Genomic DNA, 13,652 nt, shown 5'->3' with positions numbered 1-13,652 from the left:
CGTCCTCGGCCTCGAAGAACCACGACGGCAGCGGGTACGCCGGGACGGTGCCTGATCCACAATGGCGCGGTGGACCAGGCGAGACGGTGGGTTGCGATCGGGTTGGGAATCACCGGGCGTGGGCCCCGGGATGGGCGGCTGCGGAAAGCCGTCGACGGGAAGACCGTGCTCGTCACCGGAGCCTCCGAAGGGATCGGGGAGGCCACGGCGAAGCGGCTGGCGGCGGCCGGGGCGACCGTGCTGCTGGTGGCCCGCACCGAAGAGCGACTCGAGCAGGTCCGGACGGAGATCGAGTCGGCCGGCGGGCGGGCTTTCGTACACCCGGCTGATCTGTCGTCTCCGGAAGCGGCGGCCGCGCTCGCCGCGGACCTGGTGCAACGGCATCGCCGGATCGATGTCGTGGTCAGCAACGCCGGGCGGTCGATCCGGCGGTCGGTCGCCGACACCGCCGACCGGTTCCATGACATTCAGCGGACGAACAGTCTCAACTTCCTCGGGCCCGCTCAGCTGATGCTGGCGCTGTTTCCGACGATGCGGGCCGCGGGTGGCGGGCACATCGTCAACGTCTCCACGGCCGGGCTGTCGTCACGGACCCCGAACTGGTCGTCCTACCTGGCGTCGAAGTCGGCGTTCGACACGTGGCTGCGCTGTGCCGCGGTCGAACTGCGGGCCGATCGGGTGACGGTCAGCACGACGTACCTCAATCTGGTCCGGACCCGGATGAGCGCGCCGACGCCGCACTACCGCCGGGCACCGGCGATGTCGGCGGGCGACGCCGCGGAGATCGTCTGCCGGTCGGTGGCCCATCGCACGAACTGGTGGCCGTGGTGGGCGAGACTCGGCTCGGTGCTGATGGCCGCGGCGCCACGGACCGTCGAGCGAGGACTGGCCGCCGGATTGCGGATGATCGACGCCGTCGAGCCGTTGCGGGTGCTGGCGGCCACCGGGCTGTGGCGACCGGCCCGTCTCGCGCGGGTGCTGCGGGCCGGTCGCCGGCATGGGCGCAGTCTCGCCACGGCGGTCGCGGCCGGAACACCGGACGGGGTCGCGCTCGTCGACGCCGACGGACCGGTCCGCTACCGGGAACTGACCGGACTGGCCGAGCGCATCGCGGCGAACGCGGCCACCCGTCTCGGCATCGGCGCCGGAGATCGGGTCGGGCTGGCCTGCGACGGTCATCGCGGGTTCGTGGCGTCGGCGGCCGGGCTGGCCCGGCTGGGCGCCGACGTGATCCTGCTGCCCCCTGACCTGCCGGCCGACCGGATGGCCGAGGTACTGCGCCGCGAACGGGCGAAGGCCCTGATCAACGAACCGGACGCGGTGGGGGCGGTGGGCGTACCCACCGTGGGTTGGCCGGAATTGATCAGTGACGCCGCGCCGCCGGCCGGGCCGGTCCGGCCCGGCCGCGTGTTCGTGCTGACGTCCGGGACCACCGGGATCCCGCGCAGCGTGTCGCGGCCACTGCCGGTCGGCATGCTGCTCGGCCCGGTCACCACCCACCTGCGGATGACACCGGTCCGGCCCGGCGAGTCGATCGTCGTCGCGACGCCGCCGCATCACGGATACGGGCTGACCTATCTGTCCGCCGGGCTCGTCCTCGGCGCGCCGGTGGTCCTCGTGCCCGGCGGCGACCCTCAGCGGATCCTCGACGCGGTCGGCGAGCATCGGGCCGGACTGCTGTTCGCGCTGCCGATCCAGCTGCGCCGGCTGTGCGAACTGCCGGATCCGCCGGACCTCCCGACGCTTCGCGGCATCGTCAGCGGCGCCGCGCCCCTCACCGCCGACCTGTGCGAACGGCTTCGGGAACGATTCGGCGACCGGACCTTCAACATGTACGCGACGACCGAAGCGGGCTGGGCGGCCATGGCGACACCGGCGGATCTGCGGGCGGCACCGGGCACGGTCGGGCGGGCGCCACGCGGCGTCGAGATCGACATCGTCGGACCAGACGGTACGGGTGTCCCGCCCGGCCGCATCGGCGAGATCCGGGTACGCGGCTGGCAGCCGGACGGCCAGTGGCTGGGCACCGGCGACCTGGGACATCTCGATCCGGCCGGGCGGCTGTTCGTGGACGGGCGACTCGACGACATGATCGTCTCCGGTGGAGAGAACGTGTACCCGGGCCCGGTCGCCGCCGTCCTCACCGCCCACCCGGACGTGACCGACGTACTGCTGGAGGCCGTCCCGGACGCCGAGTTCGGGCAGCGGCTGCGGGCCACCGTCGAGGTCCGGGAGGGCAGTGCGCTGACCGTCGAGCGGTTGCGGGAATGGGCGGCGAACCGGCTGTCCCGAGCCGAGCGACCACGCGACCTGCGCCTCGTCCCGCAGTTGCGCCGCACCGCCACCGGGAAACCCGTCCGGGAAGGATGACCGTTCGGCGGACGGGACCTGTTCACCCGCCGGACCTGCGGCGCGACAGCCGTCGTTATGCTGCTGCCGGGGTATCCAGTCGTCCGATGGGGGTCACGGGATGAACGACGGCACGTCCGCCGTCGCGCTGCGCTTCGAGATGCTCGGCCCGATCCGTGCGTTCCGGGGCACCGAACCAGTCGACCTCGGCCCCCCGAAACAGCAGGCGGTTCTCGCGCTGCTCCTCCTACACGCGCCCCGGCCGGTGCCGCTCGACCAGATCGTGGCCGCCCTGTGGAACGGCGACCCGCCGTCGAACGGCGTCGATGTCGTTCAGCGGTTCATCGGTGCGCTGCGGCGCGGCCTCGATCCGGAACGGACCTCGCTGATCACCCTCACCGACGGCGGCTACGTCATCCGGGCGGGTGAGAACGCCGTCGACACCGGGATGTTCCGGGCGGCCCTGGCCCGCGCCCGGGCCGAACATCAGACGGGTGCCATCGGGTCGGCCACCGACGAGATCCGGACCGCACTCGGCATGTGGCAGGACGAGCCGCTGACCGGGCTGAGCGGGCCGGTCTTCGAGTCGGCCCGCGCCCGCCTCAACTCGGAGCGGGCCGCCGCGTCGGCGCTACTGGCCGAACCGACGGCGGTGGCACCGACGTCACCGGCCACCCCACCGCCACCAGCGGCAACGCCGGCACCGAACCGTGCTCCCCTGGCCGCGACCAGGCCGTTCTCCCCCGCCGCCCCGGCCGCCTCGCCTCTGCCGGCCACCAGGCCGTTCTCTCCGGCGTCGGCTTCCCCGGCTGCCACCAGGCCCTTCTCTCCGCCGACACCGCCCACCACACCTCCGCCGGAACCGGCCGCTTCACCGCTGCCCGCGACACGGCCGTTCTCACCAGCGGAACCCGCCGCGTCGCCCCTGCCCGCCACCAGGCCGTTCTCTGCGGCGTCGACTCCCCCGTCGGCAGCCGCCGTCAGGCCCACCTCCCCCGCGGCGGCGCCCCCGGCCGCCGCCACCAGGCCTTTCTCCCCGCCGACGCGGCCCTCGTCCCACCCGCCCTCGTCCCACCCGCCCTCGTCCCAGCCGCCGTCGTCATCGTCGGCCGCGCCTGAGCGGACGACGACACCGAAGCCGCCGCCGGCCAAGGCCGAGCCGGAGAAGAACGCCTACCCGGAGGCGGTCGACCCGTGGGAGGGGCACGACCTCTTCCCGCCGGACCCGCTGTCGATGAGCTGACCGAGGTGGACACCGCGCGGTAGCTTCACGTTGTGACTGACGCATACCCGAGCAGGGACGACCGGATCGTCGCGGAGTTCGGCGCCGGGTATGAGGTCGAGGGCATCGCGGCACGTTACGGCCTGACCGTCGAGCAGGTGTATGCGCTGGTGGAACGCGAGGTCGGTCCCGTCGGGCAGAGCCCGAGCCAGTCTCCGCCGCCGCCCGCCTACTATCCGCCGCCGTCGGCTCCCGGCCAGGTCCCGCCGCCACCCGCCTACTATCCGCCGCCGTCGGCTCCCGGCCAGGTCCCGCCGCCACCCGCCTACTATCCGCCGCCGTCGGCCCCTGGCCAGGTGCCGCCCCCGCCCGCGTATCACCCGCCGTCGGCTCCCGGCCAGGTCCCGCCCGCCTACTACCCGCCGCCGCAACCAGGCCAGGTGCCGCCCCCGCCCGGGTATCAGGGGCAGCCGCCCGCACCGGGCCCCTACCCGCCGCCTCAGCCCGTCTCCTACGCGCCTCCGACGTACCAGATGCATGGTTTCGCCGATCCGGACACGATCGTGGCCGAGTACGGCGATGGGCACGACGTGGCGATGATCGCCCGCCGCCACGGCATCACCGTCGACCAGGTTTACTTCATCGTGCAGCAGGCGGTCACCGACTAACGGTCGGAGCTGGGCCGTCGCTTGCGGCTGGGTGTCTTCTCCGGGAGCCGGTGCGCGTCGACGGCACGCACGGTGAGTTCGAGTGCCTCCGAGGTGCGCTCATAGGTGCGCTGCGCCACCGCGACGTAGATCAGGTCGAGGACGAGCAGCTGCGAGTGCAGGGCGGAGAGTGCGGCGAGCCGGAAGGTCGTCTCCAGCACGCTGGTCGTGAAGACGATGTCCGCCACCTCGGCCAACGGCGAACGACCGAAACTGGTCACCGCCACGGTCAGCGCCCCGTGGTCGGCCGCTTCGGCAAGCGTTTCGATGACCTCGCGGGTCCGGCCGGAATGCGACAGCCCGATGGCGACGTCACCGGGCAGCAGCAGGGCGGCGTTGGTGAGCGCGGTGTGACTGTCCTGCCGATGCCAGACCGGCACCCGGATCCGTTCGAGCCGGAACGCCATCTCCCGAGCCGCCGTGCCGCTGCTGCCGAACCCGAACAGCTCCACCCGCTGAGCACCGGCGATGGCGGCGGCGACCCGCTCGACGGCGCTCACGTCGAGGGCGGCGGCGGTGCTCTGGATGGCCCGGGTGTCGGCCGCCGCGACGACGCTGAGCACCTGATCGAGCGGATCGCCCGGCGCGATGTCACCGCTGATGTCGGTTTCCCACCGGGCCTGCTCGGCACGTCCGGTTTCGGTCGCCACGGCGACGCGCAGGCTGGCGTACCCCTTGAAGCCCAGCGTCCGCGCGAATCGGGTGACCGTCGCGGTGGACGTCGCGGACCGCTCGGCGAGATCGACGATGCTGGCGTGCGCCGACGTCTCCGGGTCGGCGAGGATCGCCTCGGCGATCCGCCGCAGCGCCTCCGGCATCTGCGGCCCCTCGATGCGCAGCCGCCCCAGCAGCCCGCCGCTCTCACCCGACATTCCCGGTCACCCTTTTCATCAAAATATTGATCCGATGAAAATTACGACTGGGTACGTGGGTGAGTCAACCAAACGCACCGATAACGTGCCGAAGCTATCCGGCGACCGGCCGGAACCGTAGCCGCAACGCGGACGGCGCCCTGGTGAACAGGCCCCGCGCGGCGACCGGTTCGGCGAGTTCGATGTCCTCCATCGCGTCGAGCAGCGCGTTCGCGGCGACCTCGACCTCGGTCTTGGCGAGCATGGCGCCGACACAGAAGTGCCGACCGAGCGCGAACCCGGTGTGGTTGGCGGCAGCCGTGTAGGCCTTGCCGAAGTCCAGGTCGGGGCGCGTGACGTCGAACCGATCCGGGTCGCGGTAGTGGCGCGGGTCCCGGTTCGCGGCGGCGATGAGACAGACCACCGTCGAGCCGGCGGGCACGGTTCCGCCCGAGAGTTCCACGTCCGCGGCCGGTTGCCGCATGATCATCTGTACGGGCGGCGAGTGCCGCAGCGTCTCGGCGAGAGCATGACCGATCAGCGCACGGTCGGCGCGTACCTTCGCCATCTGATCCGGGTTGCGGATCAGATTGAGCATCATGTTGGCCAGGGCCTTGTCGGTGGTCTCGCCCCCGGCCACCAGGAGCAGGCTGACGAACGCCTTGATCTCCTGCGGGGTCATCCGCTCGCCGTCGATCTCGGCGGTGCACAATACGGACATCAGGTCGTCATGCGGGTCGGCGGTGCGCTCGGCGATCCGCGGGAGCAGATAGTCCGCGAGCTCGTCGCGGGTCCGCAGCCCGGCGGCGGCCACGTCCGGGTCCTGGGTGAGGTTGGCCAGGAACGCCATCAGCGACGTGTACCAGCGATGAAACAGGATGTGGTCGGAGGTGGGCAGGCCGAGCATGTCGACGATCACGTTGATCGGATACCTGGTGGTGAACGCGTCGACCAGGTCGACCTCGCCGGTGTGCTGGAAAGCGGCGAGCAACTCGGCGGTGTTACGACGCATCACCGGCACGAATCGGGCGGTCAGCTCACCACCGCGGAAGGCCGGAGTGACCAGCCGCCGATGGATCGAATGCTCCCGCCCGTCCATCTGCAGAATCGTGCGGCCGTGCACCGGTTCCAGCTGCCAGCTGTAGTTGTCGCTGGTGAAGATCGGATCCTTGAAAGCACGTTCGACGTCGGCATATCGGCTGATCACGTAGGCGTTCATGCCCTCGTGAAAGGCGAGCGGCTCGGTGTCGCGCAGCGCCTCCCACACACCGACCGGATCGGTCAGGCATTCCGGGGAGAGGATGTCGGTGACGGTCATCGGGGTCCTTCCATGGGAGCGAACCGTATGCACGTCCTCTGTGGAGCCTATCCGCCACGGGCCGCCGCGCGGACGTTTCCGTGCGGCGGCCCGGTGAGTGAATGCCGACGATCAATTCAGGACGATGCTCGCCGTCGTCGCGGTGGTCTTGACGACGAAGAGACGAAGGCATTTCTCGGCCTTGTCGGTGACCTCCCAGACGTGCTTCCGGTAGGTCAGTGACGTTTCCACGCTCTCACCCGCCGCGATCGTCCGATATTGGCTTCGCTTTCCGTTGAAGTCGCGCCAGGCCAGGCCGATCGGTTCGGCGGTGTCGTTCGTGATGTCGAGCGGAACCTTGGTGTTGTCACCCGATTGGGAGACCAGCGCCTTTCCGCACGGGGCCGGGGTCAGACCGGTGTACTCGAATCCGGCCGGCGCCGCGAGCGCAGCGCCCGGAACTGCGGCGACGACCATCAGGACAACGCCGGTGGAAGCGGTTACCACCATTCTCCGAGTCTTCATATGATGCACCAACTTCGTTGTTTCGATCATCTGAGCACCGTGAATCTACAGTCGCCCGGGACCGCCGTACTCGGATTCCCCGAAGTGTAATGCCAGCGATTACAGAAGTCGGATGATTGATCGGCGCAACGCGTGTCATCCGTATTGCCGGTCCGTTTTCCGGTCCTTTGCGGAAGGTCCGCCGATCGGGGGCTCCCGGCAGGAAACCCCCGAGGTCGGGTCAGACGCCGATGTTCGCCTGCGGGCCGGCGTAGGTGCGCACCAACGCGGGCACATCGGCGGCGGCATCGAGGGTGTACGGGTAGAAACCGCTCGGCGTGAACGCGGAGCCGGAGGTCGTCTGCTTGCCCGTGCAGCCGACCAGGATGCTGCCGGACTGCCTCAACTGGGCGGTCGAATCCGGGTAGTAGGGGTCCTTCACGCCGTCGAAATAGCTGTTCTCCAGCACCATCTTCGTGCTGCCACGGGAGTAGTTGCCGTACCCGGTGATGGTCTGCAGGTAGTTGTTGTAGAGGTGGGCGTAGGCGACGTTGTCGGTGCTGGGGTTGCGCTGGCCGGTGTGGTGGATCCAGTTGTGGTGGATCGTCATCCGGGCCGTCACGTTGTCGGTCCAGCCGATGCCGAACGCCTTGTTGCCCTCGGCCAGGACGTTCCACGACACGGTCAGGTAGCTGGTGTCCTTGCGGGAGTCGATCAGGCCGTCGTTCATCCGGGTGATCAGGTTGTGGTCGATCCAGATGTGGTCGGCGGTGTCCATCTGGATGCCGTCGTAGTCGTAGACGTCGTCACCGGGATCGTCGTCGGCCATCCGGGTGTCCCGGATGGTCAGGTTCCGGATGATCACGTTGCGGGTGCCGGCACCGAGGAAGAACCCGCCGCCGACGATCTGGCCCGCCGTGCCGACACCGACGATGGTCTTGTTCGAAGTTACCGGGATCTCGGTACCGATCGGGCTGATGTTGACGGCCCCGGACACCCGGATGACGTATGAACCGGACGAAGCGGCGTACCGGGCGAGGTCGGCCTGCGTGCTGACGGTGACCGTGGTGCCGCCCGCTCCCCCGGTGGTGCCGCCACCTGTGGACGCGAACCCGTCAGGCGTCGACGACCAGGTGCGTCCGGCCGTGGTCACGAAGGCCCACTGCTTGTTGGTGTTGGCGGTACAGGTCTCCTGGATGATCGCGCCACCCGACGCCGTCGAGGCATCCTTGTCCGACATGCACAGGCCACTGTTCACATTGACGAGTTGATACGTATCCGATCCACTCAACACCAGCGTCCACTGTTGATTGGCTTGACTCGATACACACGTGTACTGCTGCAACTGGACCCCGGAGGCCGTCGACCAGCCGGGCACGTCCACACACTTACCGCTGTTCACGTTCTTGACCAGGTACGCCGACCCGGACGCCACCAGCGTGAACTGCTGCCACGCCGAGTTGACGGTGCAGCCCCACTGCTGCAGCAGGGCACCGTTCGCCGTCGACGCGCCCGGCACGTCCAGGCACATACCCGACTTGGTGACCTTGAGCTGATAGGCGACACCGGCAGCCGGGGCGGCCGCAGCCGGAGACGGGCTGATGCCGGCGAGCAGGGCGGCGCCCAACAGGGCGGCAGCAAGCACGGCGACGGCAGTCACGCCGGCAGACCTGGCGGCAGGCCCCGCGGCGGGACTGGCAGCAGGAGGTCCGGCGGCCGATCCGGCGGCGGCCGGTAGGAGGGCCGTGAGGATTCTGCGCATGGTTTGTCTCCTCTCTCAGCCGACCGGGTTCCAGCCGTCGCTGCCGGCCAGATACTTCTGCGGGGTGTAGTCGGCCGCGGTCGAGTCGCTCATCTGCGGCCGGTTGCTGTTGACGGTCGCGCCCGAGCCGGTGTTCCTGTACTCGGAGAAGCGGGCGGCGGTCCACACGTTGGAGGACATGTTGATCCACGGCTGCGCGGTCGCGATCGTGGCGCTGAGGGTGGTCTCCCGGTAGAGCACCTGGGCGTCCGGCCCCCACGGGCGGCCCAGCTGGGTGGTGTTGTTGGTCGCGCCGGTGACCGTGCACCGATAGAAGAGGAAGCCGTAGGGGTTGGCGGCATCGGTGCGGGACGCCGTGATCGGGCCGCCGGTGCTGCGCTTCTGGTAGATCGCGGTGGCGTTGAAGACCGCGGTGCCGCTGCCGAAGATGAAGTCGACGGTGCCCTCGACGTAACTGTTCCTCACATAGTGCCGGTTGTTGTTGACCAACAGGGTGTCCTGGGCGCCGAGGAACCGCACGTTGTCGAAGACCGACCGGTCGCCGCCCAGGTTGGCCGCGACCGCCTGGCTGCCCTCACCGTAGTCGTTGGAGATGGTGAGGTTCGAGGCCGCGAAATCCGCCCCGTTGACGAAGACCGTCGCGCTGCCCGACGTACCGTATCCACCCGCTGAACTGTGGTTGTTGACGATCACCGTCTGGGCGGCGGACGAGCCGAGACCACGCAGGGTCACATACGGCTTGTTCGACGGGATGGTGACGATCTCCCGGTAGGTGCCGGCCTTGATGGTGATGGTCCGCCGGGTGGTGTTGTTCGCGGGGACGGCGTCGATCGCGGCCTGGACCGTCGTGTACTGGCCGGAGCCGTCCGCGGCGACCACCGGCGTCTCGGTGGTGCCGGTGACGAAGGCCCACTGCTTGTTGGTGTTGGCGGTACAGGTCTCCTGGATGATCGCGCCACCCGACGCCGTCGAGGCATCCTTGTCCGACATGCACAGGCCACTGTTCACATTGACGAGTTGATACGTATCCGATCCACTCAACACCAGCGTCCACTGTTGATTGGCTTGACTCGATACACACGTGTACTGCTGCAACTGGACCCCGGAGGCCGTCGACCAGCCGGGCACGTCCACACACTTACCGCTGTTCACGTTCTTGACCAGGTACGCCGACCCGGACGCCACCAGCGTGAACTGCTGCCACGCCGAGTTGACGGTGCAGCCCCACTGCTGCAGCAGGGCACCGTTCGCCGTCGACGCGCCCGGCACGTCCAGGCACATACCCGACTTGGTGACCTTGAGCTGATAGGCGACGCCGGTGGCCGGGGCGGCCACGGCGGGTTGGGGGATGCCGAGCAGGGTGGCCGCGGCGGCGAGGACGAACGCCGCGATCAGTTGCCAGCTCCGTCTCATGGGGATTCCTTCTTTCGAGAGCAGCGGTGCATTCCGATGGGGGTCGGAGCAGGATCGGTGCGGGTGGCGACCGGCAGCGGTCACCCGAACCGCAGGTAGGAACCGGCTGCGGTCGCCCAGACCGCGGGTGGCGACCGGCGGCGGTCACCCGAACCGCAGGTAGGAACCGGCTGCGGTCGCCCAGACCGCGGGTGGGAACCGGCGGCGGTCGCCCGAACCGCGGGCGGGAACCGGCGGCGGCCGCCGAGATCACAGGCGGGAACCCGCCACTGCCGCCCAGAGCACAGGCGGGAACCGGCGGCGGCCGCCGAGACCACGGGTGGGAACCCGCCACGGCCGCCCAGACCGCGGGTGGAGACCGGCGGCGGTCGCCGGGACCGCGGCCGCCGCCGGCCCGGGGCCGGATTCAGGGTGGGGGCATCACCTCAATCCGGTCGTTGCGATGCCGCGGACCAGGTACTTCTGGCCGGCAATGAAGAAGCCGATGACCGGGGCCAGCGAGACGAACGACATCGCGAACATCTCGCCCCACTGGCTCTGGCCCTCCGAATCCATGAACTGGCGGACCGCCAGCGGGACCGTGTAGAGCTGCGGATCGGTGAGGTAGAGCAGCGGGCTGAAGAACTCGTTCCAGACCGAGATGAACGTGAAGATCGCGGTCGTGGCGAAAGCCGGCAGGCACAGTGGCATGACGATCTTCCAGAAGGTTCGGAACGGGCCGCAACCGTCGATCCGGGCCGCGTCGTCGAGTTCCTGCGGCAGGGAGCGCATGAACTGGACCATCAGGAAGATGTAGAAGCCGTTGGTGGCCAGGAAGTGCGGCACCAGCAGCGGGTAGTACGTGTTGAGCCAGCCCAGCCGGTCGAACATGACGTACTGCGGAACGACCAGGACGTGACCGGGCAGCATCATCGTGCCGAGCATCATCGCGAAGAACAGTTTGCGGCCGGTGAACCGCAGCCGGGCGAACGCGTAGGCGGCCAGCGAGCAGGACAGCAGGTTCCCGATGATGCTGAGCGTGACGATGACCAGCGAGTTCACCAGGTAGATCTCGAACGGCTCGCTCAGCGCCGTCCAGCCGCGGGCGTAGTTGCCGAAGTCGAACACGGCAGGCCACAGGCCCTCGTCGGTGAAGACGCTGTCGCTGGGTTTCACCGAGCTGGAGATCATCCACAGCAGCGGGTACATCATCACGATGCCGACGCCGCTGAGCAGCACGTGCCGCAGGAAGCGGGGACGTCCGCGGCGCGGCGGTGACTCGACCGAAGGCGGGGCCGAGGCGGGAACGCGGGTCAGGGTGAGCGACATGGGGCGGCCCCGTCAGTTGTCGTAGAAGACCCAGTAGCGGGCCGCGAGGAAGTTGATCGCGGTGAACCCCGCGATGATGATCAGCAGGAGCCACGCCATCGACGAGGCGTAGCCCATGTCGAACTCGGCGAACCCCTTCTGGTACAGGTACAGGTTGTAGAACAGGGTGGAGTCCGCCGGTCCGCCACTGCCGTTGCTGATCACGTACCCCTGCGTGAAGGTTTGAAATGACGCGATCAATGCCTGGATCAGGTTGAAGAAGATGATCGGGCTGAGCAGCGGCAGCGTGATCGAGCGGAACTGGCGCCACCGGGAGGCGCCGTCCATCGAGGCGGCCTCGTAGTACATGGCGGGGATCTGCCGCAGCCCGGCCAGGAAGATCACCATCGGGGCGCCGAAGGTCCACACGTGCAGCAGGATCAGTGTGGTCAGCGCGTGGTCGGGGTCGGTGGTCCAGGCCGGGCCGGTGATGCCGAACCAGGACAGGAATCCGTTGACGATGCCGTCGTAGCCGAACAGGTAGCGCCAGAGCATGACGATCGCGACGCTGCCGCCGAGCAGCGACGGCAGGTAGTAGATGCTGCGGTAGATCGCCAGGCCCCGGACCCCGCGGTCGAGGACGATCGCGACCGCCAGCGCGACCGCGAGGGACACCGGGACCGACACGAGTGTGTAGACGAAGGTGACCTTCAGCGACTGGTGGAGTTTGACGTCGCCGAGCATCTCCTCGAAGTTCGCCAGCCCGGCCCAGCGTGGCGGGGTGAGCAGGTCGTAGTCGGTGAACGCCAGGTACAGGGACGCGAAGAACGGGACGACCATGAAGACCAGGCCGCCGAACCAGGGCAGCAGGAAGACGTACCCTGCCCAGTCCTGACGTTTTTTGATCATGGGGCGATGGCCTTGCGGGCCTCGGTGATGAACTGTTTCCCGGCGTCCGCCGGGGTGGTCCGGCCGAATTCGACCTCGGTGCTGATCGTCTTGAGGATGTTGGTGAGTTTGCTGGCGCCGACCGGGTACGGGTACGAGGCGGGGAGTTTCTCCTTCTGGAGTGCGCCCAGGAAGTCGCTGGAGCGTTTGTTGTCGGGCTCCAGTCCGGGGGCGATCGTCTCGGCGACCCTGCTGCTCGCGGGCACGCCCCGGGTGGCACCGGCGACCTTGGCGGCCTCGGTGTCGTTGGTCAGGAAGTTGAGCAGCTTGACCGTTTCCGCCGGGTGTTTGGAGGCGGCGGCGATCGACCACAGGGCCGGTGTGTCGACGGACTGCCCGCGGCGGGCACCCTGGGTCTCGCCGGGCATCCGCAGCAGCGCCAGGTTGCCGCCGCACGCCTTGTTGTAGCTGATCAGGTTGTTGGTGGGGATGATCTGCGAGGCGATCGACTTCTTGGCCAGGTAGGACTGGGCGGCCGAGGCGCCGTTGTTCTGGTCGATGAACCCGGCGGGCGGGATGGCGCCGGCCTTACGCAGGTCTTCGACGAGCTGGTACCAGGCGGTCAGGGTGGCCTCGGTGGCGCCGAGCCTGCCGTCGGCGGTGAAGAAGTCCTCGCCGCGCTGGCGGGCGAAGACCAGCAGGTTGGCGACCGTCCACGGTTCGAAGTTGGTGCCGTACACCTTGTTGCCGCTGGCCTTGGAGACCTTCTGGGCGAACGTGGCGAGGTCCGGCCAGCCCCAGGTGTCGCCGTCGGGGATGTCCACGCCGTACTGGTCGGTGAGGGTCTTGTCGACGACGAACCCGATGGTGTTGAGGCCGGACGGCACGCCGAAGGTCGCGCTGCCGACCTGGCCGAGGGCGCGGGCCGGTTCGGTGAGGCCGGACTGGTCGAGTTCGGGATGCTTGGCCAGGTCGAGCAGGGTGCCTCGGTCGGCGTACTCGCGCAGGCTGTCGAAGCGCATCGCCATCAGGTCCGGCGGGTCGCCGGCCGCGAAACGGGCGGCGAGTTTGTCCTTGTACGGGCTGCTGTCCTGATATTCGGTGCGGACGCGGATGCCCGGGTTGGCCGACTGGAACAACTCGAGTGCCGCGCCGGTCTGCTCGGCGCGCTGGGCGTCGCCCCACCAGACCATGTTGAGTTCGACCTTGCCGTCGCCGCCGTTGCCGTTGCCGCCGAAGCCGCGGCCGCAGGCGGGCAGGGTCGCGGCGAGCCCGGCCATGCCGGCGAGGGTGAGCAGCCGGCGCCGGTCGAGACGTGAGTTCACGGTGGATCCCTCCGGAGGCGATTTGTTTCAGTGTTTTATCCATCGAG

11 protein-coding genes are annotated in these 13,652 nt (G+C 69.0%); 3 read left to right on the top strand and 8 right to left on the bottom strand.

Annotated features, from left to right (window positions below; genetic code table 11):
* The first annotated feature begins 69 nt into the window (after window positions 1-69).
* From Q0Z83_RS14910 to Q0Z83_RS14900, 3 genes are all read left to right on the top strand, one after another.
* Window positions 70-2,370: an SDR family NAD(P)-dependent oxidoreductase gene (locus tag Q0Z83_RS14910; protein ID WP_317794507.1), complete on the top strand. Its 2,301-nt coding sequence runs from the start codon at window positions 70-72 to the stop codon at window positions 2,368-2,370.
* 100 nt (window positions 2,371-2,470) lie between these two features.
* On the top strand, window positions 2,471-3,592 hold the full coding sequence (locus Q0Z83_RS14905; protein WP_317794506.1) for an AfsR/SARP family transcriptional regulator: 1,122 nt from the start codon (window positions 2,471-2,473) through the stop codon (window positions 3,590-3,592).
* A 32-nt stretch (window positions 3,593-3,624) separates the two neighbouring features.
* The gene (locus Q0Z83_RS14900) at window positions 3,625-4,239 is read left to right on the top strand and encodes a hypothetical protein (RefSeq protein ID WP_317794505.1); all 615 of its coding nucleotides are present in this window, start codon (window positions 3,625-3,627) and stop codon (window positions 4,237-4,239) included.
* On the opposite strand, the gene Q0Z83_RS14895 is transcribed toward Q0Z83_RS14900, so the two are convergent.
* The 8 genes from Q0Z83_RS14895 to Q0Z83_RS14860 all read right to left on the bottom strand — a co-directional run bounded on the left by Q0Z83_RS14895 (window position 4,236) and on the right by Q0Z83_RS14860 (window position 13,605).
* The gene (locus Q0Z83_RS14895; protein WP_317794504.1) at window positions 4,236-5,150 is read right to left on the bottom strand and encodes a MurR/RpiR family transcriptional regulator; all 915 of its coding nucleotides are present in this window, start codon (window positions 5,148-5,150) and stop codon (window positions 4,236-4,238) included. The genes Q0Z83_RS14900 and Q0Z83_RS14895 overlap by 4 nt on opposite strands.
* A gap of 94 nt (window positions 5,151-5,244) precedes the next feature.
* Window positions 5,245-6,447 carry a cytochrome P450 gene (locus tag Q0Z83_RS14890; RefSeq protein ID WP_317794503.1) on the bottom strand — a complete coding sequence of 401 codons (1,203 nt, stop codon included), beginning with the start codon at window positions 6,445-6,447 and terminating at the stop codon, window positions 5,245-5,247.
* Window positions 6,448-6,558: 111 nt separating this feature from the next.
* The gene (locus Q0Z83_RS14885) at window positions 6,559-6,981 is read right to left on the bottom strand and encodes a hypothetical protein (RefSeq protein ID WP_317794502.1); all 423 of its coding nucleotides are present in this window, start codon (window positions 6,979-6,981) and stop codon (window positions 6,559-6,561) included.
* Between the two features lie 190 nt (window positions 6,982-7,171).
* Window positions 7,172-8,692 carry an RICIN domain-containing protein gene (locus Q0Z83_RS14880; RefSeq protein ID WP_317794501.1) on the bottom strand — a complete coding sequence of 507 codons (1,521 nt, stop codon included), beginning with the start codon at window positions 8,690-8,692 and terminating at the stop codon, window positions 7,172-7,174.
* Window positions 8,693-8,707: 15 nt separating this feature from the next.
* Complete coding sequence (locus Q0Z83_RS14875; protein WP_317794500.1) at window positions 8,708-10,105, bottom strand: pectinesterase family protein; 1,398 nt, start codon at window positions 10,103-10,105, stop codon at window positions 8,708-8,710.
* Between the two features lie 420 nt (window positions 10,106-10,525).
* A complete protein-coding gene (locus Q0Z83_RS14870; protein ID WP_317794499.1) occupies window positions 10,526-11,413 on the bottom strand; it encodes a carbohydrate ABC transporter permease in 888 nt (295 codons plus the stop codon).
* Between the two features lie 12 nt (window positions 11,414-11,425).
* Window positions 11,426-12,301, bottom strand: coding sequence for a carbohydrate ABC transporter permease (locus Q0Z83_RS14865; protein WP_317794498.1), 876 nt, complete (start codon window positions 12,299-12,301; stop codon window positions 11,426-11,428).
* Window positions 12,298-13,605, bottom strand: coding sequence for an ABC transporter substrate-binding protein (locus Q0Z83_RS14860; protein ID WP_317794497.1), 1,308 nt, complete (start codon window positions 13,603-13,605; stop codon window positions 12,298-12,300). Before Q0Z83_RS14860 ends, Q0Z83_RS14865 begins: the two co-directional genes overlap by 4 nt.
* Between the last annotated feature and the right edge of the window lie 47 nt (window positions 13,606-13,652).

Source organism: Actinoplanes sichuanensis, from assembly GCF_033097365.1.
Lineage (GTDB): Bacteria > Actinomycetota > Actinomycetes > Mycobacteriales > Micromonosporaceae > Actinoplanes > Actinoplanes sichuanensis.
This window is presented reverse-complemented; position numbering and strand designations above follow the sequence as displayed.

Bases quoted from the DNA above. Each gene is read 5' to 3' on its own strand.
- Q0Z83_RS14905 (WP_317794506.1), top strand. From the start codon at position 2,471: ATGAACGACGGCACGTCCGCCGTCGCGCTGCGCTTCGAGATGCTCGGC.
- Q0Z83_RS14895 (WP_317794504.1), bottom strand. From the start codon at position 5,150: ATGTCGGGTGAGAGCGGCGGGCTGCTGGGGCGGCTGCGCATCGAGGGG.
- Q0Z83_RS14890 (WP_317794503.1), bottom strand. From the start codon at position 6,447: ATGACCGTCACCGACATCCTCTCCCCGGAATGCCTGACCGATCCGGTC.
- Q0Z83_RS14885 (WP_317794502.1), bottom strand. From the start codon at position 6,981: ATGATCGAAACAACGAAGTTGGTGCATCATATGAAGACTCGGAGAATG.
- Q0Z83_RS14880 (WP_317794501.1), bottom strand. From the start codon at position 8,692: ATGCGCAGAATCCTCACGGCCCTCCTACCGGCCGCCGCCGGATCGGCC.
- Q0Z83_RS14875 (WP_317794500.1), bottom strand. From the start codon at position 10,105: ATGAGACGGAGCTGGCAACTGATCGCGGCGTTCGTCCTCGCCGCCGCG.
- Q0Z83_RS14870 (WP_317794499.1), bottom strand. From the start codon at position 11,413: ATGTCGCTCACCCTGACCCGCGTTCCCGCCTCGGCCCCGCCTTCGGTC.
- Q0Z83_RS14865 (WP_317794498.1), bottom strand. From the start codon at position 12,301: ATGATCAAAAAACGTCAGGACTGGGCAGGGTACGTCTTCCTGCTGCCC.